Origin of the sequence: Pseudobacillus badius, assembly GCF_002189605.1 — a bacterium.
Classification (GTDB): domain Bacteria; phylum Bacillota; class Bacilli; order Bacillales; family Domibacillaceae; genus Pseudobacillus; species Pseudobacillus badius.
Window position 1 is genome coordinate 188,501 of sequence record NZ_MWMM01000002.1, and the last position, 24,769, is coordinate 213,269.

Annotated in this window: 27 protein-coding genes; 3 read left to right on the forward strand and 24 right to left on the reverse strand. The window is 45.3% G+C overall.

All coding sequences use genetic code 11. The features are described from left to right. The first annotated feature begins 16 nt into the window (after positions 1 to 16). The gene (locus B1A98_RS20355; RefSeq protein WP_158286014.1) at positions 17 to 181 is read left to right on the forward strand and encodes a hypothetical protein; all 165 of its coding nucleotides are present in this window, start codon (positions 17 to 19) and stop codon (positions 179 to 181) included. On the opposite strand, the gene asnS is transcribed toward B1A98_RS20355, so the two are convergent. The 8 genes from asnS to panB form a co-directional block, all read right to left on the reverse strand. Continuing rightward, the gene (gene asnS / locus B1A98_RS03980) at positions 172 to 1,464 is read right to left on the reverse strand and encodes an asparagine--tRNA ligase (protein ID WP_041096899.1); all 1,293 of its coding nucleotides are present in this window, start codon (positions 1,462 to 1,464) and stop codon (positions 172 to 174) included. The genes B1A98_RS20355 and asnS overlap by 10 nt on opposite strands. Positions 1,465 to 1,737: 273 nt before the next feature. Beyond that, the gene (locus B1A98_RS03985; RefSeq protein ID WP_063385674.1) at positions 1,738 to 2,940 is read right to left on the reverse strand and encodes a pyridoxal phosphate-dependent aminotransferase; all 1,203 of its coding nucleotides are present in this window, start codon (positions 2,938 to 2,940) and stop codon (positions 1,738 to 1,740) included. Positions 2,941 to 2,975: 35 nt separating this feature from the next. Beyond that, positions 2,976 to 3,146, reverse strand: a complete 171-nt coding sequence (locus B1A98_RS03990) for a YpmA family protein (protein ID WP_065849527.1) — start codon at positions 3,144 to 3,146, stop codon at positions 2,976 to 2,978. An 81-nt stretch (positions 3,147 to 3,227) separates the two neighbouring features. Next, a complete protein-coding gene (locus B1A98_RS03995; RefSeq protein ID WP_063385673.1) occupies positions 3,228 to 4,034 on the reverse strand; it encodes a ComEC/Rec2 family competence protein in 807 nt (268 codons plus the stop codon). A 72-nt stretch (positions 4,035 to 4,106) separates the two neighbouring features. Next, the gene (dinG, locus tag B1A98_RS04000; protein ID WP_063385672.1) at positions 4,107 to 6,911 is read right to left on the reverse strand and encodes an ATP-dependent DNA helicase DinG; all 2,805 of its coding nucleotides are present in this window, start codon (positions 6,909 to 6,911) and stop codon (positions 4,107 to 4,109) included. Positions 6,912 to 7,139: 228 nt separating this feature from the next. Next, positions 7,140 to 7,523 (reverse strand): aspartate 1-decarboxylase, encoded by a 384-nt coding sequence (panD, locus tag B1A98_RS04005; RefSeq protein ID WP_063385671.1) that lies wholly within the window; start codon positions 7,521 to 7,523, stop codon positions 7,140 to 7,142. Between the two features lie 2 nt (positions 7,524 to 7,525). After that, positions 7,526 to 8,383, reverse strand: a complete 858-nt coding sequence (gene panC, locus B1A98_RS04010) for a pantoate--beta-alanine ligase (RefSeq protein WP_063385670.1) — start codon at positions 8,381 to 8,383, stop codon at positions 7,526 to 7,528. Then, the gene (panB, locus tag B1A98_RS04015) at positions 8,380 to 9,219 is read right to left on the reverse strand and encodes a 3-methyl-2-oxobutanoate hydroxymethyltransferase (protein ID WP_063385669.1); all 840 of its coding nucleotides are present in this window, start codon (positions 9,217 to 9,219) and stop codon (positions 8,380 to 8,382) included. Before panB ends, panC begins: the two co-directional genes overlap by 4 nt. A 299-nt stretch (positions 9,220 to 9,518) precedes the next feature. On the opposite strand from panB, the gene B1A98_RS04020 reads away from it, so the two are divergent. Beyond that, positions 9,519 to 10,583, forward strand: a complete 1,065-nt coding sequence (locus B1A98_RS04020; protein WP_063385668.1) for a PQQ-dependent sugar dehydrogenase — start codon at positions 9,519 to 9,521, stop codon at positions 10,581 to 10,583. A gap of 88 nt (positions 10,584 to 10,671) precedes the next feature. On the opposite strand, the gene B1A98_RS04025 is transcribed toward B1A98_RS04020, so the two are convergent. Genes B1A98_RS04025 through B1A98_RS04055 form a run of 7 tightly spaced genes read right to left on the reverse strand, consistent with a single transcriptional unit; the run spans position 10,672 to position 16,237 of the window. Then, positions 10,672 to 11,658 (reverse strand): biotin--[acetyl-CoA-carboxylase] ligase, encoded by a 987-nt coding sequence (locus tag B1A98_RS04025; protein WP_063385667.1) that lies wholly within the window; start codon positions 11,656 to 11,658, stop codon positions 10,672 to 10,674. Beyond that, positions 11,643 to 12,836, reverse strand: coding sequence for a CCA tRNA nucleotidyltransferase (locus B1A98_RS04030; RefSeq protein WP_063385666.1), 1,194 nt, complete (start codon positions 12,834 to 12,836; stop codon positions 11,643 to 11,645). The genes B1A98_RS04025 and B1A98_RS04030 overlap by 16 nt, the downstream gene beginning before the upstream one ends. Continuing rightward, a complete protein-coding gene (gene bshA, locus B1A98_RS04035) occupies positions 12,829 to 13,980 on the reverse strand; it encodes an N-acetyl-alpha-D-glucosaminyl L-malate synthase BshA (protein WP_063385665.1) in 1,152 nt (383 codons plus the stop codon). Before bshA ends, B1A98_RS04030 begins: the two co-directional genes overlap by 8 nt. Beyond that, positions 13,977 to 14,693, reverse strand: coding sequence for a bacillithiol biosynthesis deacetylase BshB1 (bshB1, locus tag B1A98_RS04040; RefSeq protein ID WP_063385664.1), 717 nt, complete (start codon positions 14,691 to 14,693; stop codon positions 13,977 to 13,979). The genes bshA and bshB1 overlap by 4 nt, the downstream gene beginning before the upstream one ends. Continuing rightward, positions 14,680 to 15,093: a methylglyoxal synthase gene (locus tag B1A98_RS04045; protein ID WP_063385663.1), complete on the reverse strand. Its 414-nt coding sequence runs from the start codon at positions 15,091 to 15,093 to the stop codon at positions 14,680 to 14,682. Before B1A98_RS04045 ends, bshB1 begins: the two co-directional genes overlap by 14 nt. Before the next feature lie 10 nt (positions 15,094 to 15,103). After that, positions 15,104 to 15,904 carry a 4-hydroxy-tetrahydrodipicolinate reductase gene (dapB, locus tag B1A98_RS04050; protein WP_063385861.1) on the reverse strand — a complete coding sequence of 267 codons (801 nt, stop codon included), beginning with the start codon at positions 15,902 to 15,904 and terminating at the stop codon, positions 15,104 to 15,106. A gap of 3 nt (positions 15,905 to 15,907) precedes the next feature. Then, complete coding sequence (locus tag B1A98_RS04055; protein ID WP_041096925.1) at positions 15,908 to 16,237, reverse strand: nucleotide pyrophosphohydrolase; 330 nt, start codon at positions 16,235 to 16,237, stop codon at positions 15,908 to 15,910. A 171-nt stretch (positions 16,238 to 16,408) separates the two neighbouring features. On the opposite strand from B1A98_RS04055, the gene B1A98_RS04060 reads away from it, so the two are divergent. Further along, a complete protein-coding gene (locus B1A98_RS04060; protein ID WP_041096927.1) occupies positions 16,409 to 17,278 on the forward strand; it encodes a YitT family protein in 870 nt (289 codons plus the stop codon). Positions 17,279 to 17,368: 90 nt separating this feature from the next. Here B1A98_RS04060 and B1A98_RS04065 read toward each other — a convergent pair whose 3' ends face one another. The 9 genes from B1A98_RS04065 to B1A98_RS04105 all read right to left on the reverse strand — a co-directional run bounded on the left by B1A98_RS04065 (position 17,369) and on the right by B1A98_RS04105 (position 24,662). Continuing rightward, complete coding sequence (locus tag B1A98_RS04065) at positions 17,369 to 18,049, reverse strand: zinc metallopeptidase (RefSeq protein ID WP_041096929.1); 681 nt, start codon at positions 18,047 to 18,049, stop codon at positions 17,369 to 17,371. 64 nt (positions 18,050 to 18,113) lie between these two features. After that, positions 18,114 to 18,905 carry a sporulation protein YpjB gene (locus B1A98_RS04070; RefSeq protein WP_063385662.1) on the reverse strand — a complete coding sequence of 264 codons (792 nt, stop codon included), beginning with the start codon at positions 18,903 to 18,905 and terminating at the stop codon, positions 18,114 to 18,116. A gap of 114 nt (positions 18,906 to 19,019) precedes the next feature. Next, entirely contained in the window at positions 19,020 to 19,613 is a 594-nt protein-coding gene (lhaT, locus tag B1A98_RS04075) for a lipoprotein heptaprenylglyceryl N-acetyltransferase LhaT (protein WP_063385661.1), read from the reverse strand. A 112-nt stretch (positions 19,614 to 19,725) separates the two neighbouring features. After that, entirely contained in the window at positions 19,726 to 20,493 is a 768-nt protein-coding gene (locus tag B1A98_RS04080; protein ID WP_063385660.1) for a menaquinol-cytochrome c reductase cytochrome b/c subunit, read from the reverse strand. 51 nt (positions 20,494 to 20,544) lie between these two features. Next, complete coding sequence (gene qcrB, locus B1A98_RS04085) at positions 20,545 to 21,219, reverse strand: menaquinol-cytochrome c reductase cytochrome b subunit (protein ID WP_041096935.1); 675 nt, start codon at positions 21,217 to 21,219, stop codon at positions 20,545 to 20,547. A 14-nt stretch (positions 21,220 to 21,233) separates the two neighbouring features. Further along, positions 21,234 to 21,737 (reverse strand): Rieske (2Fe-2S) protein, encoded by a 504-nt coding sequence (locus tag B1A98_RS04090; protein ID WP_063385659.1) that lies wholly within the window; start codon positions 21,735 to 21,737, stop codon positions 21,234 to 21,236. 154 nt (positions 21,738 to 21,891) lie between these two features. Then, a complete protein-coding gene (locus B1A98_RS04095) occupies positions 21,892 to 22,359 on the reverse strand; it encodes a YpiF family protein (protein ID WP_041096939.1) in 468 nt (155 codons plus the stop codon). Positions 22,360 to 22,493: 134 nt separating this feature from the next. After that, complete coding sequence (locus B1A98_RS04100; protein ID WP_041096942.1) at positions 22,494 to 23,033, reverse strand: ReoY family proteolytic degradation factor; 540 nt, start codon at positions 23,031 to 23,033, stop codon at positions 22,494 to 22,496. A gap of 36 nt (positions 23,034 to 23,069) precedes the next feature. After that, positions 23,070 to 24,662 carry a tetratricopeptide repeat protein gene (locus B1A98_RS04105; protein WP_305954906.1) on the reverse strand — a complete coding sequence of 531 codons (1,593 nt, stop codon included), beginning with the start codon at positions 24,660 to 24,662 and terminating at the stop codon, positions 23,070 to 23,072. Positions 24,663 to 24,769 lie beyond the last annotated feature (107 nt).

A 24,769-nucleotide genomic window follows, 5' to 3' on the forward strand; every position in this document is an offset into this window, starting at 1 on the left:
CGGGGAAGTTATAAAAATGAGAATTGACAAACGCGAAATTGTGATTTGTCTTTTTTACAACAATGAAAAAGAAGAAAAAAACCGTCCTGCTTGTGGAATCTATTTGACCTACACGCTTGCAGCGGCGGCCAAACAGATTCATTCCCTGACGGCAGGACGGCTTCTTCTTTATTATGGATAGAGACGGTTCAACAAACGAGGGAAAGGAATTGTTTCACGAACATGCTCCACTCCGCTGATCCATGCAACCGTCCGCTCAAGGCCAAGACCAAAGCCTGAATGCGGAACAGAACCGTATTTTCTCAGTTCCAAATACCACTTGTAGGCCTCCGGATCAAGCTGATGCTCCTTGATTCTCTCGCTTAATAACTGCAAATCATGAATACGCTCCGAACCGCCAATAATTTCTCCATATCCTTCAGGAGCAATTAAGTCAGCGCATAAGACCACTTCCTCGCGCTCTTTATCCGGCTGCATATAAAACGGTTTAAGTGAGGTAGGATAATGGGTAATAAATACCGGCTTGTCAAAGCTTTCTGCGATGGCTGTTTCATGCGGAGCCCCGAAATCATCTCCCCATTTGATATCAGTGAAGCCCTTTTCATGCAAAAACTCAATCGCTTTATCATATGTAATGCGTGGAAAAGGAGCTTTCACTTGTTCAAGTTTTGCTGTATCCCGTCCAAGCCGTTCCAGTTCTAAGCGGCAATTTTTAAGGACAGATTGCACGATATGAGCCACATAGTCCTCTTGCACTTTTAAATTGTCTTCAAACTCATAAAAAGCCATTTCCGGCTCAATCATCCAAAACTCAATAAGGTGGCGGCGTGTTTTTGATTTTTCCGCACGGAATGTAGGACCAAAAGAAAAAACTTTTCCCAGGGCCATGGCTGCTGCTTCCATATACAGCTGGCCGCTTTGTGAAAGATAGGCATCCTCTTCAAAATAGCGGGTATGAAATAATTCTGATGTCCCTTCCGGCGCACTGCCTGTTAAAATCGGCGGATCCACTTTAACAAATCCGTGATCATTAAAGAACTCGTAGGTTGCCCGGATAATTTCATTACGAATTTTCATGACCGCATGCTGGCGACGGGAACGGAGCCACAGATGGCGGTGATCCATTAAAAACTCTGTTCCATGCTCTTTCGGTGTGATCGGATAATCAACCGCTTCAGCAATCACTTCGAGACCGGTTACTGTCAGCTCAAAGCCAAACGGGGAGCGGGTGTCCTCTTGAACCATTCCTGTTACGTACAGGGATGACTCCTGTGTCAGTGCTTTTGCAGCTTTAAATAGCTCTTCTCCTACCTCGCTTTTGACAACAACGCCTTGAATAAAGCCTGTTCCATCACGAAGCTGCAAGAAAGCAATTTTTCCGCTGGAACGTTTATTGGCGAGCCAGGCACCAATTGTTACTTCTTGACCAACGAACTGGCCCACTTCCGCAATTGTTATTTTCATATAATATTTCCCTCCAACATATTCCGCGATTCTGATCCATTCGCTTCATATTATACCTGTCTTTCTTCAAGATGTGCAAGAAATGCCTGTCTCCTATCAGTGAAAACAGCCATAGAAGCGATCTGCATTATAAGCTTGGACAGCTTTCCACTTCCCTCTGCGTTCTTGATTTTCAATCAACATCAAAAAGGAGTTCGAAATAAATTCCTTCCGAACCCCTTTTATTTAGTAAACACCTGGAAATCTATAATGTTTTATGCAGGCTGGTTGCGTTTATTGCTTCTTTGCAGTGGCATGACTGTTCACAAAGTCAGCAATGCGGGCAACCGCAGCTTCAAGCAGTTCAAGCGATGTAGCATAGGAAAGACGGATATTATCCGGCGCACCAAAGCCGCTTCCAGGAATAACCGCCACTTTTGCTTCTTCCAACAGAGCTTTTACAAAACCGTCAACATCGTTGAAGCCAGTGAGCAAAGCGGCTTTTTTCACGTTCGGGAATAAATAAAAAGCTCCTTGCGGCTTCAAGCAACTAACGCCTGGAATTTCGTTTAATTTACTATGAACGATATTCAAGCGCTCTTCAAATGCTTTTCTCATTTCCTCGACAGGCTCCTGCGTCCCTTCGTATGCAGCGATTGAGCCATATTGTGACACGGCTGTTGGATTGGACGTTGAATGGCTTGCCAAGTCTGTCATTGCTTTAATGACTTGTTCGTTGCCTGCCGCGTACCCAATGCGCCAGCCAGTCATGGAGTGGGATTTTGACACACCATTAATAATAATTGTCTGCTCTTTTAAAGCCGGAGAAAGTTCCGCAATGGACACATGCTTATTTGTACCGTAAATGAGTTTTTCATAAATTTCATCGGAAATGATCCAAATATTATGCTTTAAAGCTACTTCTCCTAGTGCTTCAAGCTCTCCTTTTGAATAAAGCATACCCGTTGGATTGCTTGGAGAATTGATGATTACCGCTTTTGTTTTTGGCGTAATGGCAGCGTGAAGCTGTTCCGGCGTAATTTTAAAATTGTTCTCTTCTTTTCCTTCGATATAAACAGGAGTTCCATCCGCCAGCTTTACTTGCTCCGGATAACTGACCCAATACGGAGTCGGGATGATCACTTCATCTCCCTCATCCAAAATTACTTGAAATAATGTATACAGAGCATGCTTAGCTCCTGTCGTAACGATAATCTCGCTGCGTTTATAGGAAATCCCTTGATCTTTCTCGAATTTGCCGATAATTGCATCTTTTAATTCAGGCAGGCCGCCGGACGGTGTATATTTTGTCTGACCCTTCTTTAATGATTCATAAGCCGCTTCAATGATATGATCTGGTGTGTTAAAGTCCGGCTCTCCTGCTCCAAGACCGATCACATCGATCCCTTGCGCTTTCATTTCTTTTGCTTTCGCTGTAATGGCCAGCGTTGTAGAAGGAGTTAATGCTTTCACTCGTTGAGCTAATTGTACGTTCACAAAAATACCTCCACTATCTTTCTATTTTTATTTAATTATGTACGGTAAATAGTAAAAACAGCTTTATCCTTATCTGTCTTATCAAGCGCCAGGCCAAACATTAAATCGTTCCGTTTGAGCGTGCGGTTTAATGTATCAACAATCTTATATAAATCCGGCTGGTTCTTGACCGTAACAGAGGATAAAACCTCAATTTTACTTTCCATGCGAATGCCCCCATTCTTTTCTATTATAGCAGGAAATTAGAGCAGGTTATTAATAAATTTTGTGAAAAGTGCGAATCTCGCTTATTTTAAATCAGGGAAGGTAAAAAGCTCATATCCCGCTTTTGTAAATTTAATTATAAGTAATCCATGCTGGTCTGTATAGTAAACGTCAATCCACATTTGATGAAGTGTTTCCATTAATTTTTCATCAGGATGCCCGGCTTTTTGCTTGAATAGGATAGCGGTTTGCGGATCAATGTGCATAAGCAACTCACGGGAAAGGCTTCGAGCCTCTCCGAAATTCGGCACCTTTATAATGTTGCTGTCTTTCAGGGAATGAGACAGCAGCGCCTTTTCAGCCGGCTTGGAAGCGGAAGACATCCATAAGAAACGGGAATCATAGTATTTAATAGAAAAATCGAGTCCTTCGTTCTTTCCCCTTCCATTATGGAGAACTCGAATTCTTACATCCCGGCCGATCTCTTGAATTTCCCCTTCCTTCCATTGCTCGTGCGCCAAACGGCTATGACGCCATCTAGCCGGCAAAGGCCAGCTGGTAAACACTTTTTTTAATTTTCGCTTTGTCATCAACTCTTTAATAAAAGACGCTCTCCAATATTTCTTTTCCGTGAGGATCAATCCATCGAGCTTGCTGATCCGGAAGCGGTCCATATATTGAAGAATTTCGGCTTCACTGTCTGGATGACCAGTGTTAATTAAAAAATGACGCCCGTCCGCTGTATGAAAAAAGGCGGCTTCTCCATCCGATAGCGGTAAAAAAGAGAGGGCAAACTCCTCTTCTTCTAAATTCAAATGGATCACGGAGGCCGCCGCACACATCGGAAAAACAAAGAACCAACATATACTGATTGCCAAGACGATTCTCATAACGGCAGCTCCTTTCAATACCGTTAGAGTGCGTCATTCGCTTCTAAAATAAACACAAGCATCTGCCGGAAATCACAGCCATTTTTCAATCACAGACACAACCTCGCCAAGTGAAGCTTCTTCTATAGAAATCGCCGGAATCGACCGCAAAAACGTTTTTCCATACTGATTGGTTTGTATGCGCCGGTCAAACACAATAATAATTCCACGGTCTGTGCTGCTTCGAATTAACCGGCCGAATCCTTGCCGGAAGCGCAAAACAGCCTGAGGCAGGGAATAAGAGGAAAAAGCGTTTTTTCCTGCACGCGCCAGCTGTTCGCTTTTCGCTTGTGCGAATGGCTCATCTGGCGGCGAAAACGGCAGGCGCACAATAACGAGGCAAGATAAGTCCTCTCCTGGAATATCAATTCCTTCCCAAAAGCTGTTTGTGCCAAACAAAATGGCTTTGTCGAAACGCTGAAAATTGCGGGTAAGACGGGAACGGCTGCCCGTTGTAATTCCCTGGGCCAGCAAAATATAGTCATCGAGAAGACCGCTGTCTTTCATTAAATCATACGTTCTTTTCATCATATCAAACGAAGTGAAAAGCACGAGCATTCTTCCTTTGGCTGCTTCAGCGACTGCTGTCAAGTGGTTAGCCAGCGATTCAATGTACTCTTCCTGATGGACGCTTTTCACTTCCGGCACATCATTAGGAATGATCATTCGGCAATTTTGCTTAAAGTCAAACGGAGATGGCAAAATGGCCTCTTCATGCTCAAAGGAGGATAGACCTGTTTCTTCAGTAAAGAAGTGAAAAGAGCCGTTAACCGCCAGCGTTGCCGACGTGAACACCACATGCTTTTGCCGAAGGAGCGCCTCTTGAATCATTTTTGCTGCCTCCATTGGATGGGACTTGATCACAAATGTATTGGCAAACGAGCGGCTATCCCCTTCCATCCAAATGACTTCCTCTTCTTCAGGCCGAAAAATCAGCCGTAAAAGGGTGTGCTGCAATTCTTCCCATTCCGAGATTACATCTTTAAAGCTATCCATCTTAACTTGTTCTGAAGCGGTCATTTGTTCCCGGAATTCAGACAGTTGATCCAGCCGCTGCTTCATCCAGTGAATAAGTTCTCCAATCAAAGCATCAATGCGCTCAGCCCCGTACTCGATATGCTCCCAATAAGGCAAGCTTCTTGCTTCATCCGTCAGCCGCAATTGGCGCCGGTGCCAGTTTCCTGTCCGCTTTTTCGTATGCTTCTCAAAATAAACTTGCAAGACTTTAAACCATTCGTCACTTTCAAATTGCAACTCTTGCAGCTTACGGTTAACAGCCAGGCGGCCATCTTCTTTGTCTTTCTTCCCGTATTTGGAGACTAGCTTCTCCATATGGTAAAATAATTCTTTTTGCTCATAGGTCCCCATCTTCCCAAAGAGCTGTTTACAAGTCATTTGGTCAATGAACAAACCGAGACGGTCTCTTGCTGCCCGTTCAAAATGATGAGCTTCATCCACAATAATATGGCGGCAAGCGGGGAAAAACGAGCTTTTAGCAAGTAAATCTGCTACAAGCAGAGAATGGTTAGTGATAACGATATCGGCTTCTTTCGCTTGTTTTTTAGCATGCAAATAAAAATCTTTATCAAGCCAGGCTTTCCGCCCTTTATTCATATAATCATTATCCTGGCGAATGTCATTCCAGAATAATTCGCCGCCTGAGGAAAGGTTAATTTCATCGACATCTCCTGTTTCCGTTTCAAGCAGCCACGTCAAAATTTGCATCTTGGCGAGAGTGAAATCATAATTATCACTCGTTGCTTTGAGGCTTTGCGAAAATTTGTAGAGATCGATATAATGGTTCCTGCCTTTCAATACAGCGGCTGTGACCGGAAACGGACAGATTTGCTGCAGCTGGCGAATTTCCTTTTGCAGCAGCTGCTGTTGCAAAATCACCGTATAAGTGCTGACGATCACGGGCTCCTTCTCCTGTTTGCTTTGATAGACAGCCGGCAGGAGATAACCGAGAGATTTTCCTGTGCCGGTTCCTGCTTCGACCGCTAAATGCTTAGACGTTTGCATGGAGTTATGTATCAAATCCATCATGTCTGCCTGGCTTTGACGAAGCTCAAAATGAGGAATCGCCGCGATCAGTGCCGCTTTCTCCTCATCTGTTTCCGGATAAACCGGCGGAGTTTTTTCGATCATCCTATTCACAATGTTCTTTTTGCGCATAGCGAGACCCCGATATACTTCCACCTGTTCAGGAAGCTGTTCAATATTGGATTGCTTCTCCTGAATAATCGCTTTAATCAGTAAATAAATGTCGCTCTTCAGCCTTACAGCCAGACGCGCCATCTGCTCAAGCGTCACCATCGGAAGGCCCTCAAGCTTCTCTATCATTAACAACAGCATTTCCGCTGTTACATAGGCATCGCTATCCGCCTGATGGGGACGGTCATGCTGCAGCCCCAGATTGCCTGTTAATTCTCCCAGCTTAAAGCTGTCCGATGTCGGCCAAACAATTCTCGCCAGCTCGACCGTATCAATAGCAGCACCGGAAAACGTCCGGTATCCGGCTCTTTCAAGTTCGGATTGCAGGAATTGAAGATCAAAGGCAACATTATGAGCGACGAAAACAGCCCTATCTAACAGCGGCAGAATCTCTTTAGCCGCTTCATAAAAGAGCGGGGCGTCTTTCACTCGTTCATCTGAAATGCCTGTCAGCTCTTCGATGAAAGCGGGAATTGGCACTTCCGGATTAAAAAAAGAAGTGTATTGTCCGGTAATTTGTTTATTTTCAATTACGACAAAGGAGGCCTGGATAATGCGGTCATTTCCTTTCGACGCATGGCCGGTCGTTTCAAAGTCGGTTACGACAAATTTTAAATCCTTCATAGTCGGTTACGCACCTTTTTCTGTTAAACTTTCTCTTTCCAGTTTAACATATGGATTCGCCTGAGAGCCAGAAGAGACAAAAGCCTGCTTACAAATCACGCTTTCTTTTTTCTGTAACGGCAAGCTTTTTCAGCCGAGCATAAAAGCCGAGAACCTCTCTCCTGTGAAAGAGAACGGGCTCTCGGCTGATCCTGCTTACATATACACGCTGTTACATTTGCATCGGCATTATAGGATGGTACCAGCGATTTCCTCGTGAAGAAGCTGTTCAATTTCATTATTTTCCCCAGCAACCACTACTTTTGGCTGATGATCCTTTGCTTTCTCTTCAGCAACCATTACATACGAGATAATAATCACCTTATCGCCGGGCTGCACAAGTCTTGCTGCCGCCCCGTTTAAACAAATGACGCCGCTGTTGCGCTCGCCTGGGATAATATAAGTTTCCAAACGGGCCCCATTATTGTTATTAACGATTTGCACTTTCTCATTTGCCATCATCCCGGCAGCATCCAGTAAATTTTGATCGATCGTAATGCTGCCAACATAGTTTAAATTTGCTTCCGTCACCGTCGCGCGATGGATTTTTCCATTCATCATTGTACGAAACATACTCAGCCTTCCTCTCCAGCAGTAAAAATAATGTTATCAATTAAACGGGCTTTTGAATACTTCACAGCCGCAGCCAAAATCATTTTTCCTTCTGCTTTCTTCAGCGGCACTAAGCCGGGATAGGAAAGCAATTCGACGTAGTCAATCGCTGCGCCGGCATAAGCTGTTAAATGGGAAATGGTCAAGTCAACAATCGCTTGTACGTTTTCTTCTCCCCGCTCAGCTGCTTGGACACCAAGCTTGAGGGCCTGCTGCAAATGCGGAGCTTTCGTGCGTTCTTCTTCCGTTAAGTAGACATTTCTGGAACTCTTCGCAAGCCCGTCTTCTTCACGAACTGTGTCTACCCCGACAAGCTTTACGGGAAAATCCAACGACTTTACCAAACCGTCAATAACGGCAAACTGCTGGGCATCTTTTAACCCGAAATAAGCTGTATGGGGCTCAGCTAAGTGAAAGAGCTTTGTCACGACAGTTACAACCCCGTCAAAATGGCCAGGGCGTTTGACTCCGCAAAGCTTGTCCGTTCTTGAAGTTACGGTCATTGTGATGATGGATGGCTCCGGATACATTTCCTCCACATCAGGAGTAAACAAACAATCAACCCCCGCCCCTGCAGCCAATTGCTCATCTCGCTCCAGGTTCCGCGGATAACGCTCAAAGTCTTCATCTGGCCCGAATTGCAGCGGATTGACAAAAATACTCATAATGACCGCTTCATTTTCCTCCCGCGCTTTTTGGGCCAAAGCAAGGTGCCCCTCATGAAGAAAGCCCATTGTTGGCACGAGACCGATCCGGTGTCCTGCTTTCTTTGCTGCCTGAACAAATTCCTTTAACTCTTGAATGGTTTTTACTACTTTCATGAGCGCGCTCCTCCGTACAAAGCTTCCAATTCTTCTTCTTTCATTGTAAATGTATGCTCCTGTCCGGGAAACGCTCCGCTTTTCACTTCTGTCACAAAGGTGGAAATGGCTGGAGCAATCTGATCGTTCACATTGCTATACGATTTCACAAATTTCGGCGTCCGGCTCACACCATATTGAATCAAATCATGGTAGACAAGCACCTGTCCATCTGTTTCCTTGCCTGCCCCTATGCCAATAACAGGAATAGTAAGAGCACCTGCGACCTCAGCAGCAATCTGGCGAGGAACACATTCCAGCACCGCCATAAAAGCACCTGCCTGCTCCAGCTTCTTCGCATCCTCGAGCAGCTTTCTGGCCGCTTCTGCTGTCTTGCCCTGCACTTTATATCCGCCGAGAACACCTACAGATTGCGGTGTCAAACCTAGGTGAGCCACTGTTGGCACACCGGCGCGCGTCAGGTCGCGGACCGCTTCTTCCGCCTCTTCGCCGCCTTCTATTTTGACGGCATGGGCACCCGCTTCCTGCATCAACGCTCTCGCTGCCCGCATAGTCTCCTCCCGGCTGATATGATAAGACATAAAAGGCAGGTCAGTGACAACAAAAGTCTCTTTCGCTCCTCTTTTGACCGCCTTCGTATGATGAATCATATCATCGAGCGTAACTGGAACGGTCGATTCATAACCAAGCACGACCATCCCGAGCGAATCACCGACTAAAAGGATATCCGCTCCGCCTTCTTCAGACAGCTTGGCAGAGGGATAATCATACGCAGTAATCATCGCAATCTTTTCCCCGTTCTTTTTCATCTTGATAAAGTCACTCGTTTGCTTCATACACGCTTCCTCCTTTTTTCATCAGAGGAGACGAAACAATGAGTAAATAAAAAGGGTCCTTCAGACAGAAGGACCCGAATAATCAGATTCGTTGTTTCGACCCTCTGTCCCTGTCCAATTTGGATCAAGGCAGAACTTTCGCTTATTTCATTGTGCCAGCGGCTAAACGTCAGACAAGTGCAGTTCTTTCTTCAGATACTGCCCGCCTTCATTATAACAACATCTTTTTTTTTTGACTATTGTAAATTTATCGGCTCATGATAATATGGGGAGCAAAAGAGACATGGGGGGATATGAAAATGAAGAGGGGACTTTTGGCTGCTGTTCTGCTGTTTTCCGGATGCTCTGCGCCTGATCAAACGGATTCTTCAGAAACGGCTCCAGCCAGTTCATCTATCCAAACAAAAGTCGCAGCAGACAACTTAGAGGTGCCCTGGACCATTGCCAAGCAGGATGAAAGCTTTTTTATCACCGAGCGTAAAGGCACTATTATTCAAATTGACGGGGATGGAAAGAAAAAAAGAATGGAACTTCAATTAAACGAGCCTGTCCTTCATGAAGGAGAAGGCGGTCTATTGGGTTTTGTGCTGGACGATGCTTTTTCCAAAAGCAAGCTTGCTTACGCCTATCATACCTATTTAAAAAAAGGAAAAATCATGAATCGGATCGTCCAAATTAAAAAGCAACAGGACATTTGGCGGGAAACTAAGGAGTTGCTGGCCGATATTCCCGGCGGTTCTATCCATAATGGCGGACGCCTCGCTATCGGTCCTGACGGCAAGCTGTATGCCGCAGCAGGAGATGCCGGCGTTAAAGAATCCGCCCAAGATAAGCAGCAGCTGTCCGGAAAAATTTTGCGGTTGACTGTCGATGGCTCTGTTCCTGAGGACAATCCCTTCAATGGCTCATACGTTTTTTCTTATGGCCATCGCAACCCGCAAGGCATGGCTTGGGATACAAATGGAACGATGTATGCGGCTGAACACGGGCAAAGTGCGCATGATGAAATAAATCGAATTGAAGCCGGAAAAAATTACGGGTGGCCGCTTATCGAAGGAGAAGAGCACAAGGCAGGAATGGAGGCCCCGCTTATCCACTCTGGAGAAGAAACCTGGGCGCCCTCTGGGATTGCTTACAGCAGCGGCCGGCTCTTTATTGCTACCCTTAGAGGAGAAAAACTGCTCTCCCTCGATCTTCAGCAGAAAGAACTCTCCGTCCCGCTCGAAAACGCAGGCCGCCTTAGAGACGTATACGTTAACGGGAAATACGTGTACGTGGCAACTAATAATACGGATGGCCGGGGCACGCCTTCTGAAGAAGATGACCGGCTGCTTATATTACCGAACGATGCCGCCAGCAAGTAACCCCCGTTAAAGAACGACCAGCAAAGCAACAAAAGCTGTCCGGCAGATAGAGGCTTAACCTCCCGGCCGGACAGCTTTTATAGAAATATTATTCTTCTTTTTTATCAATTTCAATATCCGCTGAGTAAATATCGTGGATGGTTCCTTCCTCATCAAGCAGCTTTAATACACCTTCTTCCGTAATGCCAAGTGCTTTGCCATGCAGCGTGCCGGTCACCGTCCGGGCCGTGATCTTTTTGCCGATGGAAAGCGCATATTTCTCCCAGCGTTTTTTAATGTTAGCAAACCCTTCCTTCATATATTCTTCATAGTATCCCTCAAGGTTTTTTAAAATCTCCTGAACTAATTGGGAGCGTGACACAGCTTCTCCTTTTTCAATAGCAAGAGATGTGGCAATTTCTTTGAGTTCATCAGGAAATTCTTTTTGGTTCACATTAATGCCGATACCGATAATGATAGAATGGATCTGGTCTGCATCCGCCTGCAGCTCCGTTAAGATGCCGGTAATCTTCTTTCCGTTTAACAAAATGTCATTAGGCCATTTAATTTCCGGCTGCAATCCAGTCACTTCCATGATAGCTTCGACAATCGCCACAGCGGTGATCAAGGTAAATTGCGGGGCCTTGTAAGGAGGCAGGGATGGCCGCAAAAGAACACTCATCCAAATGCCCGTGTATTTTGGAGAATGCCAGGCTCTTGTCATCCGGCCCCGTCCGGCTGTTTGTTCTTCTGCAATGACGATGGTTCCTTCCTTAAAGGGCTCCTGCGCCAAACGATGGGCTTCCTTTTGAGTAGAAGGAGTAGAATCCAGCGCTAGGATTTCTTTGCCAAGCCACTCCGTTTGCAAGCCGATTAAAATTTCATTTTCTGTCACTTTATCCGGCTTGGTTAAAATGCGATACCCTTTTTTTCTCACTGCTTCTAGCTCAAAGCCTTCCTGACGCAGCGATTCAATGTGCTTCCAGATGGCTGTCCGCGAACAGCCAAGAATTTCCGCAAGCGCCTGGCCGGATACAAACTCTCCATCGGCCTTTGAGAATGCTTCTAATAACTGCTGTTTTACAGAAGATTGCACGCTTCTAGCCACTCCTTTATTTTTTCTGGGTCATTTTCTACAGTTTTTTCGACAACCGCCCGTTCAATTCTCTCCAAATAGCTTTTCATCCACGGACCGCCTGTTTCATTTTTCCATGCTTTTAACTCTTGACCGGTGACCGCAAGCTCCTTCCTGTCTCTGATCGGAAGGGCGTTATGACGCTCTCTAAGCTCTTCCAGACTGGCAGAACGGCCGCATAAAAGGGCATTTACCGCTTCTGCATCCACTGCCCGTTCCACCCCTGCCTCATATAAGGCTAAGTCGGACCAGTCGCAAAGGCGCTGTTTCAGCGACCATTCGTAGGTTCCAGCTATATGCTTTATTTTTTTAGCAGGCATCCGCCAGGCCTTCAGCCAATCCAGCGGCTTGTCCGGTGTAAGAAGAACAAGCAGCAAAAGCCACTTTTGGCTGGCGGTTAATCGGCTAAGATCATAAGTAAGCATTTGCTCAACCAGTTTTTCCTGGCCGCAAAGACCCGGCAAATAAGCAAGCAAGCCGCCTTCAAGCATGACCCGGAGGCCCTCTGCCGCTTTTCTTCCGGCGAACAGTTTATTCATCTCCATTAATTTCCGTTCAACAGCAATATGCTTCAATAGCGGGGCACAGCGGCTAAGCGCCTCTTTCGTTTGCTCGTGCAGCTGAAACCCGAGCTGGCTAGCAAACCGGGCCGCCCTCATCATGCGGAGGGCATCTTCTGAAAACCGCTCATTGGCATCGCCGACCGTTTGAATATACCTTAACTTTAAAGCTTCCCTGCCGTTAAAAGGGTCTATAATCGTTCCAAACCGGTCCATGGCCATTGCGTTCATCGTAAAATCTCTTCGCTGTAAGTCCTCCTCCAGTGTTCGGACGAACGACACTTTGTCAGGACGACGAAAGTCCTTATACTCCGACTCTGTTCGAAAGGTGGTGATTTCATAACCTTCCCCCTTCCAAATTACAAGCACAGTTCCATGTTCAATTCCCACATCAACTGTTTTCGGAAAGATCTGCTTCACCTCTTCCGGCAAAGCGGCCGTGGCAATATCAACATCTCCAATTGGACGGTCCAATAAATAATCCCTGACAGCTCCTCCGACATAATAAGCAGCAAACCCCGCCTTCTCCAACTCAGCAAGCAGCGGGGCGGCCTGTTCAAACATCGATTGGTTATTCATGACCGGCACCTGCCTGTTCGAGAAGCAGGTTAAAATACAGCGTTTCATATTCATGAACAATTTTTTGTGAATCAAAGCGCGTTTGCACTGTTTTTAGCGCCTGTTCACTGGCCTTTTGATAAAACTCTTCATCCGTCAGCAGCTGCAGGGCTTGTGCTGTCATCGACTCGATATCTCCTAACTCAGAGATAAAACCGTTTCTTCCATGTTCAATAACCTCTGGGATACCGCCGACGTTTGTACCGATGCAAGGCACACCGCAAGCCATCGCCTCTAACAGCACAAGACCAAAGCTTTCCTTTTCAGAGAGCAGCAGCAAAAGGTCACTGAGTGCGTACAGCTCTTCTAAATTATCTTGCTTGCCAAGAAACAGGACGCTTCCCTCAAGCTGCAGCTCGGAAACAAGCTTGCAGACGATTGTCATTTCCGGCCCATCGCCAACTAGAAGCAGCTTTGCCGGCATCTTCTCCCTCACCCGTTTAAAGACACGGACTACATCAGGGACCCGCTTGACGCTTCGGAAGTTCGACACATGCATGATCACTTTATCTTCATCGGCAATTCCCAGTTCTTGACGCAGCCGGTCATTGGCCGGCCTTTTCCGATAAACCCGTTCATCGATAAAGTTGTAAATCGGCTGGATCTTTTTCTTTGGATAAATGACATCCATCGTCTGAGAGATCAGCGCATGGGAAACGGCTGTTACAGCATCTGATTCTTCAATGCCAAAGCGGATAGCTGCCGACAGAGAAGGATCATGGCCAAGCACAGTAATGTCCGTGCCATGAAGTGTAGTCACAATTTTAATGCTGGAACGTGCGATTTGCCGGCCAAGAATGGCGCAAACGGCATGCGGAATCGCATAGTGCACATGTAAAATATCAAGCTCTTCCCTGTTGATAATTTCGGCAATTTTATTAGCTAACGCGATCTCATATGGCGGATATTGAAAAACAGAGTACTGATTCACGTCTACTTGATGAAAATAAATATTAGGATACATCCGGTTTAATCTAAACGGACGGCCAGTTGTAATAAAATGAATTTCATGCCCTTTTTCTGCGAGCAGCTTTCCCAGCTCTGATGCCACTACTCCGGAACCGCCAACAGTGGGGTAACACGTAATTCCTATTTTTAATTTCATTCTAAATCCCCAATCAAATCTTGTTCTAATACTAGCGGGACGTTTGTCAGAAAACCTTCTGCAAATGTCCGCCCTACTTCTTTGCCCATCAGGCGGTCCCTTGCTTCCACCGCTTCGATATAACCATTCGTTAAAGGTGTCGCAACAGAGTGCGCTCCGATTTCGAATTGACTTTCGTACGCACGCAGGCTTTGTTTTTTCCTATCCATGAAGTTGCTGATATCTATACAAAAATCAGGATGGTGAAAGCCATTAATCATATAAAAATACAATCGGCTCGCTTTATGAGCGCCTTCATTGCCGGGCGTTTGATATTTTCTGATCCCGGCAGAAAAAAAAGCTTCCTGGACGATGCGGGAGCAGGCGCCATGATCAGGATGGCGGTCTTTTTCATAAGGGGCAAAAATAACTGTCGGACGGTAACGGCGAATCATCTCAGCTACCACCCGAATGGCCTCCTCCGTTAAAAAAAGGCCCCTGTCAGGCAAATCCAGACCCACTCTCTCATAAACACCGAGAAGAGAGGCTGCTTCTTTCGCTTCTGCCAACCGGGAAGCAACTGTACCGTTCGATGACAGTTCCGCTTTTGTCAAATCGCAGAAAATGACTTTTTTTCCGGCAGCAGCATACTTGGCAGCTGTTCCGCCCATGCCGATCTCAATATCATCGGCATGGGCGCCGAAAGCAAGAATGTCTGCTTTAACTGTTTCCATAAGTAGGCCTCTTTCCTTGTAGTTGATCAAAATCGCCCCGCTTCAGTCCTTCTGCTAAAATCGTTCCAGTGCCAATATTGGTAGCGAGCGGCACTGTGTATACATCACAAAGCCGTACAAGTGCCGAAACATCCGGCTCATGTGGCTGGGCCGTCAGCGGATCTCTGAAAAAGAAGACTAAGTCCATTTCTCCTCTGGCAATGCTTGCTCCGATTTCCTGGTCTCCGCCAAGCGGGCCCGATTGAAAACAGTGAATCGATAGCCCTGAGGCCTTCATCAGCCGCCGCCCGGTCGTGCCAGTGGCGAAGAGCTCATGCTCTGAAAGGACATCTGCATGCTCCAGAAAAAATTGGATTAAATCATCTTTTTTCTCATCATGGGCAATTAAAGCTATTTTCATAAGCGTCTCCTCAGTCTAAAATATTTTCCATTCCGTAAATCAGCGTTTCCACTTTCATGGCTGTTTCTACGCACATTTTTACGCCTGACATAAAAGAAGCGCGATTATAAGAATCATGGCGGATTGTGAGCGTTTCGCCATCTGCTCCAAACAACACCTGCTGATGGGCAACGAGTCCCGGCAAACGGACGCTGTGAAGATGCATGCCTTCCATATCTGCTCCACGCGCACCCGTCATTGTTTCTTTTTCTTCCGGATGGCCTTGCTGCTTCTTCTCCCTCACTGCAGCAATCATTTGAGCGGTTTTAATAGCGGTTCCGGATGGAGCATCCAGCTTCCGGTCATGGTGCAGCTCAATAATCTCCACATTTTGAAAATACTTAGCAGCCATTTGCGAAAACTTCATCATCAATACTGCCCCAATGGCAAAGTTAGGGGCAATAATGCAGCCAAGGCCTTTTTCCTCAGAAAGCTTTTTGAGTTCCGTCAATTGCTCTTCTGTAAACCCTGTTGTGCCGACAACCGGCCGAATATTATGTTCCAATGCAGTTTTTGTATGTATATATCCCGTTTCTGGCGTTGTTAAGTCAATCAGCACATCGGCTTCTACCTCGCTAAAACATTCGTGAATATCTGTGAACACAGGGGCATCTATCCCAGCAAACCCTTCAAGATCACTTAAGGACTGGCGGTTATGCTTGCGATCCAAAACAGCCGTCAGCTGCAAATTTTCAGCTTTCTCCACCATATAAACCGCTTCTTTTCCCATTCTGCCGCGCGGCCCAGCGATAATAACTTTAATTGATTCCATCATTTATTCCCCCTCTTTTCTCGTCCAGCGATCTTTATCTCTTGTATTAAACTTCTCCATCACTTGCTTATGAGCTGCCTCTAAATCAATATTTAATGAATTGGCTAAACAGACGATGACAAATTGCAAGTCACCAAGCTCCTCTGCAATTGTTTTTGCCTCTTCGGTTGCTTTCTTCGGTTTCTCCCCATAATGATGGTTCACTTCACGCGCCAGCTCCCCCAGCTCTTCTGTCAAACGGGCCATCATGGCAAGCGGGCTGAAATAGCCTTCTTTAAATTGGCTAATGTACTCATCGACTTCTTTTTGCATTTCTTTGATTGTCTTATCCATGTCTTCCCTGCTTTCTTCCTTTAATAATTTTATGTTAGCTAATTCTTAAGTAGTTGACAATGAATTTATCCTTCTGCCCTCTCTATTCCTTATTGTAGGATGCCGTATTGTTAATATATAATGTCAGTTACCGGCAGTTGTCTTAATTTTGAATATAAAGGTGGTTCCCCTATGATGTTTGGCATGAAATTTAAAAACATTTTCTTCATTCTGCTTGGCAGCGCCATTTACAGTTTTGGCCTTGTTCATTTTAATATGGAAAATAAGCTGGCAGAAGGCGGTTTTACCGGTGTCACACTTTTACTGTACAATTTATACAACATTGATCCGTCCTACTCCAACTTAGTTCTTAACATTCCTATTTTTCTCATTGGCTGGAGGCTGCTGGGACGGACGCCTTTCTTTTATACAGTAATCGGTACGGTAAGCGTTTCTGTTTTTTTATGGGTTTTCCAGCGGTATCAGCTGCCTATTCCGCTGCATGACGATTTATTTCTCGCTGCTTTATTTGCCGGTGTCTTTATCGGAGTCGGACTTGGCATTATTTTCCGTTACGGCGGAACGACCGGGGGAGTGGATATTATTGCCCGCCTCGTTCATAAGTATCGAAGCGTCAGCATGGGGAAAACAATGTTTTTATTTGATGCTGTCGTGATTACCGCTTCATTGACATACCTTGATTATCGGCAGGCCATGTATACCCTTGTTGCTGTGTTCGTCGGTGCCCGTGTCATTGACTTTATGCAGGAAGGGGCTTATGCAGCCAGAGGAGCAATGATTATTTCCAGCCGGCATGATGAAATTGCCGAGAAAATTACAAAGCAAATGGAACGAGGTGTTACCGTTTTAAGAGGCCACGGCGCATTTACGCAGCAGGAACGTGAAGTTCTCTACTGCGTTGTTGGCAAAAATGAAATTGTCCGCCTTAAGAACATTATCAACTCGGTTGATCCGCATGCTTTCGTTTCCGTAACGGTTGTTCATGATGTGCTCGGCGAAGGCTTTACTCTTGATGAGAACAAACAGCCCATTGAAATATAAAAAAGCAGGAAGGCCTGGGGTCTTCCTGCTTTTCTTCTTTCACGGCTGCATCAGAAAGAACGGTCGCTAAAGCAAAGCCGACGCTTCACCTTACTCCTCGCTGCGCTGCATGCCTGTAAAGATAAAGATTAGACGGGCGAGCTCAAGCACGGCTACTGCCGCTGCCGCAACATACGTCATCGCTGCTGCATTCAACACTTTACGCGCCTCCCGCTCCTCTGTATTACGGATAATTCCCGATGAAACGACTTGGTCCATCGCACGGGAGGAGGCATTAAATTCAACAGGCAGCGTAACTAGCTGAAACAAAACAGCTGCCGCCATTAAAATAATCCCGATCATAAAGGCGCCCGTCATCGATGTAAATAGCCCAATCATAATGAAAATCCATGACAAGTTGGATCCGATATTAGCTACCGGCACAAGCGCATGCCGGAAACGCAGAAAAGCATACCCTTCTTTATCTTGAATCGCGTGGCCGACTTCGTGGGCTGCGACAGCAGCTGCCGCAATCGAATGACCATGGTAGTTATTTGGAGAAAGATGAACCGTTTTCGTCATAGGATTGTAATGATCGCTTAAAAAACCTCGTGTCTCTACCACTTTTACATGCGGGAGACCGTTTTCATCCAAAATTCGCCGGGCAGATTGCGCCCCGGTAATGCCGGTAGAAACAGGAACGCGTGAATATTTACTGTATGTGCTTTTTACTTTCATTTGTGCCCAGAGTGGAACGAGGATAAGAAGAAGAAAGTAAAGAAGAAAACTCATCGTTTAGTGTTACCCCCTATAGTTATTCACTTCTCTTTTATTTTATCCTCTTCCCGTTTTTGTATCAATTATTCTGCTCTGCGCTTCCATCCTTCTTCTCTCCCTTATATTTCCTCCATCCGACGTAAGACAGCGTCATGATAATAATGCCGCCGGTAATGCTGATGACCCATCCAAGAGAAGGCTGGGCTGCATCCTCTTTCTTCATCTCGGCAAATACCCTCTCCATAGTCTTTTCAAGCTCCTGAATCTCAGCTTCAGCAGTCGCTTCTCCCAATAGCTTCTCCCCGTTGCGCTCCATGTAGCGAACTTGTTCATCGAGCAGCCGGACCTTATTTGCAGAAACATCTACCTGCAGGCTTGGCTGAATTATATAATAATTAGCTAAAAACCGGTTCAATGATTCATGAAACGCCGAGGAATCGGCAGTAACTGAAGAATTTTTTAAAGATTGCAGAGAAGACATAACCGGCTGTTCCATTTCGATCCACAAGGGCTGATAACGGGAAACAATTGCATCCGCTACGAGCCGAAACGTTGTGACAGCTTCTAAAATTTCTCTTTCTTTTCCATCAGGAGAGTCTATTACTTGCAGCGCTTCAGCAAGAGCCGTTGATAAAATCGTCCAATCTTCCACAGAAAGCTCACTATCCTTAACTTGGGGTTGTACAAGTTCAAGCTGGACAGCTTTCAGCTGGGCTTGGGCATTTTCATAATGACCGGCTTTTGTCAACTCTAGAGCCTGGCCGGCTATTTGATCGAATCTAAGAAGGCGGGCATCGGCATCCTTAGCCTGAGTATGAATGGGAATGATAAACAAGAAACAAATAAGAAACAAACACTTTATTTTTTTCATTTCTCTCCCTCCTCCGCTCCTGCTGTTAATATATGCATGAGCGAACAAAACGAGAAGAGAAACTTCTCCGCAAAGACCGGGAAGCCGCTACAGCGTCTTTTTTCTTTCGTCCCCCTAGTAGAGCGTCCACTTGACACGCTTTTCCCTGACGGTTAAATACCAAGCAAGGAAAATGGAAAGAACACTTAACCAAAAAGTAAAATAACCAATTTCTTTAATGTATAAATTCAACTGTGAATAGACGGGATACTGCATAAATACATAATCAATGATTTCATTGTGTAAAGCCCAAAGAGCAGCAACTGCTAAATGCCACGGCTTTATCCGGTAAAACGGGGAATAAAGCAGCCCCTGCACAGCCATGCCTAAATGTGAGGCCATCAGCATATACCCTTCCCACGGCAAAGAGCCTGTCACCTTCCATACGAGCCCATTCATAACAACTGCCCATATTCCGTATTTAAATAAAGTGACAATCGCTAACGCTTCCATAAGCCCCCACGACTTTCTCCACAAAAACCCAAGCAAAACAATCGTGAAAAATAAGCTGGCCGTCGGGCTATCAGGAACAAAGGGCCAAAAAAACCAATCGGTGCGGACCAGCTGCGGCGCATACCAGATATAACCGTAAATCGTACCGACTAAGTTAATAACAAAAAGCAGGAGCAAAAATTTTCTGTTCGCTAAAAACCAGTATACATATTGCAAGGCGGCACCATCCTATCTTCTTTGCTTCATCCATACGTTCCATTCGAACGATTCACTGTCATTATATAGAAAAAAAGATGCCCTATTCAACATAGGGCATCTTTCGCGTTCATTATTTTAGGTTAGAAATAAATTCTGCCATTTTGTCGAGTTCTTCATCTGTGCCTTTAAACAATCCAGCAGGCATAGCGCCTCGCCCTTCTTTGGCAATCTTTTTGATTTCGTCCGGCTTTAATCCTGTGCCGACAAGCGATGGTGCAGCAGCACCGCCAGTCAAGTTCTCCCCGTGACAGCTGATACAGCCGTTTTTCTGGTCAGAAAAGACTTTATAGCCTTCATCGTTCTTGTCAAATTCTGCTTCTTCCACAATCTTACCTTGGGCTTCAGCAGCTTCCCAATCATGGTGAACAACAGATTCCCAAGTTAAGAAAATAACGGATACTAAAGCAAGCATCATGAATCCAGTCGCAAATGGACGTTTCATCGGTCTGCGCTCTGGTCCGCGGTCAATGAACGGAGCAAGTAAAAGCCCTCCGAAAGCAAGTCCCGGAATAACGAAAGCTCCAATAACGTTATAAGGACCAGAAGCATAAGTATATTTCAATAACTGGTAAAGAAACAAAAAGTACCAGTCTGGAAGCGGAATATAACCTGTATCCGTTGGATCCGCGACACGCTCAAGCGGAGATGGATGCGCGACTGTCAAACATAAATAACCAATTAAGAAAACGGCACCAACCATCCACTCTTTTAATAAAAAGTTCGGCCAAAAGGCTTCGGTTTTTCCCGGATATTCCGAATAGTCTTTCGGAATATTCGGTTTGCGCACTGCCGGGACACGCGAATCACCAACGAATTTCATCCCTTTTCCACGATGCATGGCGTTCCCCTCCTTTAAAAAGATCGTTACACATTCAATAAAATTTTTATTTTACAATGGTCCAGAAATACCTTGTCTGCGAATCATAATGAAGTGAGCTCCCATTAAGCCAAGCAATGCTGCCGGCAGGAAGAACACGTGAATCGCAAAGAAACGAGTCAGCGTTTGGGCACCGACGATATCTGGGTGACCCGCCAACAAAATCTTTACCTGTTCCCCAATTAATGGAGTAGAGGCAGCGATTTCGATACCTACTTTTGTTGCGAACAGCGCTTTCATGTCCCATGGCAATAGATAGCCAGTGAAACCAAGGCCGAGCATAACGAAGAAGATCAATACGCCGACTACCCAGTTCAGTTCACGAGGTTTTTTGTAAGCTCCTTGGAAGAACACACGCAATGTATGTAAGAATATCATAACGATAACTAAACTTGCACCCCAGTGGTGCATACCGCGCACGATCATTCCAAATGCTACTTCATTTTGCAGATAGTAAACGGATTCCCAAGCATTTTTAATATCAGGCACGTAATACATAGTTAAGAACATTCCTGATAAAATCTGGATCACCGTTACGAAAAATGTTAATCCGCCAAAACAGTAAACGAAAGCTGAAAAGTGATGAGCAGGGTTTACGTGTTCAGGCACTTCATGATCAGCAATATCCCGCCACAAAGGCGTAATATCTAAACGCTCATCAACCCAGTCATAAATTTTGTTTAGCATGAATTACGCCTCCTTTACGCAATATCTTGTGGCTCTGGCTTGCCAAGCTGCAAGAAACCGTCTTTTACTTTTGTTTGGTACCTATCAAGCGGTCTTGTCGGTGGTGTACCTGGAACGTTTTTTCCGCTCTTTTCATATAATCCACCATGGCAAGGACAATAAAATTGACTTTTGTGACCGCTTCCTTCCCAGTCAACCGTACAACCTAAATGTTTACATACAGGTGAAAGAGCGATGATTTCGCCTTTCTCGTTTTTGTAAACCCAAGCCGTTTGTGTAACCTCGGATGTGTACCATGCATCTTTTTGTTCGTAAGAGAAGTCCACACGAGTCGGTTTCGTAGACAATTCATCCACTTTTTGCTTCGTAGTGTGGTATTCGCCTTTTCCACCATGCGCCAAAACCGGATCAATTGCGAAACGAACCATTGGCATCAACATGCCAGCTGCCATAAAGCCGCCAACGCCTGTCAGTGTATAGTTAAGAAATTGACGTCTTGATACAGGTTGTTTACTCATTCTTTTCCCCCCTCTATTGTAAGCTGTGTCCGCACTGGACATGAATATAAGCGCACAAACATAAACTAGGACATCACTATGATAATCCAAACTCGATAGCAGGTCAATATCACAGCGTTCGAAAATCTGTCAAAGTGTGTGACGAATTTCTGAATTATGACAAATCCTGCTGCCATTTATGGACGATAATATTGACAAATTGCTTGGCCTGATCTTCAATCAATGAATACTTGTACGAATCCTCCATATGCTCCAGCGGAACAGCCGGCACCCAGATGAGTGAGCCGTCAATTTTGTCTTCAGCAAGCTTCCAGTTGCTATCAGAAGTAAAAAATAGCTTGTGCTTAAACCCTGCGTTGTCGATTTCATCTGACCAGCGTTTTAAGGCAGCAAGCTTCTCTTCCTCCTCCTGCTGCTTGATGTACGTAAACGGAGGAATCAGCAGGATTCTGCCCTTGAATTGCTTCTCAAGCAGCATCGTCAATAGCTGAACAAATTCATGCTGCGAAGCAGTTTCTTTCATGTCGCTTTCAAAAGAAATCGGGACGAGCGGCACAAGAGCCGTATCGACATACTCTTTTTGCTGTTGAAAGCTTTCTGTGTCTTTGCCATTCCAATTCATTTCATTCACCTCTGTCTTATAGTAGCACAATGCTTTTACAAGAATCACCTTTGTTGATGAACAAGGTATGATCCAGTATAACGTTCTTGCCCGCTTCATACGCAAAAATAAAGTCTTTTGCCCTTGGCAAAAGACTATTTTAAGGCATTCAATTGATCAGTCAACTTCAAAAACGCCGCCTTATCCCCGCAATCCAGCGCTTGATCGATCTCTTCAAGCAGCCGCTCTTTCTGAAAACGGTAAATGCCTTCCTTGAGGAAATTCTCGGCAAGCACTTTATCCTTTTCCGTAATCCGCAAATTCCTCGGCATAAACGGGTTTTCCTCCATTACCGCTGCATACTGATGGGAGACATTCGCCGATTTGAACTTTAATTCAATATAAATATCTTCTTCTTTATTCAGGCGGATATCATGAAAGGACTTTTCTGCATCCGTTGTCATAATGTTTTCTTTGAAAAAGCGAAACGGCGCGCTATCCACACAATGAGTAGACATAATCATTCCTCTCGGGCAATATTGGGCGTCCTCCACAAAATGCACTCTTTCCATAAGCTGATCGTGGCTCATCAAATAATTTAAAATCCAGACAGATTCTCTTCTCTTTAATTGATAGTGATTTAAAAACCAGCGGATAAAATCTTTTTTCTCATGAACAGATACAGGGGCAGCCATTTTGTAAATCCCTCCTCTGTGAAGATAGTCGTTGGATTAATCCGAAAGCCGCTCAATGAGCAGCAGCCATTCTTCATTCGCCGGATCAGTTTGCAGCAGCTTGCGGAAGATTCGGCGCGCTTCTTGCCGCTTGCCTTCTTCCATCAGGAAATAACCGTATTCTTCCAAAAAGTGCACATGATCCTTAAAGAAATTATATGCTTCCTCATAAGCAGTTAATGCCTGACTATAGTTTTCTAATTCATTAAGAGCTTTTGCCTCATCCCATAGAAACTGCGGATCCGACTCTCCTTCGCGTTTCAGCAGTTCGGTAATTTCCAAGACATCCTCGTAACGCTCCTGATGAAAGAATAGCTTATTCAAAGTAAGAGCAGCCTCTGAGAACTCAGGATCTAATGCCAAGGCCGAGCGCAAAAATTGCTCTGCTTCTTCTTCTCTGCCCAGCTTTAAGCTCAGCTTGCCGGCAATGAAGTGCAGCTCCTTATGAAATTCATCATGGCGAAGCCCTTCTTTCGCAGCTTCAATGCTTTTCTCTAGCTCCTCCTCCTGCTCATAAGCTTTTGCTAAATAGAGATAGATAGAATGATAGTCCGGATCAAGCGCTTTTAATTCCTCAAACTTGGCAATAGCTGTTTGATAAAAGCCGGCTTGAAAAGCAGTAAAAGCATAACCAAACAACGTATTGATCTCCAATTGGCCTTCAAGCGCCTTTTCATAAAACTCCAGGCTTTCTTCAAATGCCCCTCCTGCGCTTAATGCTTCAGCTAAACGCTGGTGAATGGAGATGCCGGCTATCTCTTCCTGGCCGCCGGCAAGCAACTCCTTATAGAGGCGGACAGCCTCCAAAAACCGGCCCTGTTCCGAGTAAAATTCAGCAAGGGCAAATTGAATGACCGGCTCATCAGGAAGCAGCTCCTTTGCCGCTTGCAGCTTTTGCTCGCTTACTTCATATAGCCCCTGCATTTGATATAAATCCGCCAGCAGCAGGAGCGCCCTTGGATAGTTTTCATCTGCCTGGTTCAGCTGTTCCAGAAGAAGCATAGCCTCCTCTTCTTTATCCATATCAACGAGCACTTCAGCAAGAAGGACACGCAGCTCTCCCTCCTCCGGAAAAGCTTCAAGAAGCCCTTGATACAACTTCTGCGCTTCTTCCAGAAAACCTAAGCCATACAATTGTTCAGCCAGCGAAAATTTCTCTTCATCTGAAGAAAACGACTGAACTTTCTTAAATAAGGAAAACGCTTTTTGATCTTCCCCTTTTTCTAAACTTTCAAGCATCTGCTGTGCGTATGACATTTTCTCCGAATCCTTTCTACAAAACAGTTTGCGATTATACGGGCTGTTCAAACGGCTGCTTCTTTCACTGCAGTCTTGCCTGCAGCGCACGGAATAGCCGCTTTCATTCAATCCGCAGGTGCTTCCGATATAGCCCGGACAGCACCTTTCAATATTGTTATCATAGTGAAAGAAAAGCCGGACAGCAACTTTTTTACCTTTAGGCTCTATTATTATTTCATAAAGGGATGGGAGAAGCCGCTCAGCGCTTGTCTGCAAAAGCAGCCGCCTGCAGCGAAATGGATAAAAAGCAACCATATTTGTAAGAGAGCCTGCCTTTAATACTAAATACATTCTCCAGGAAAAGAGAATTTCCTGCTTTCTATAAGAAAAGGAGCTGATAGAATCAGCTCCTTTTCTGTCTTTAAGCGGATGAGACCCTGTTTGGCTGTGAGGTCTCT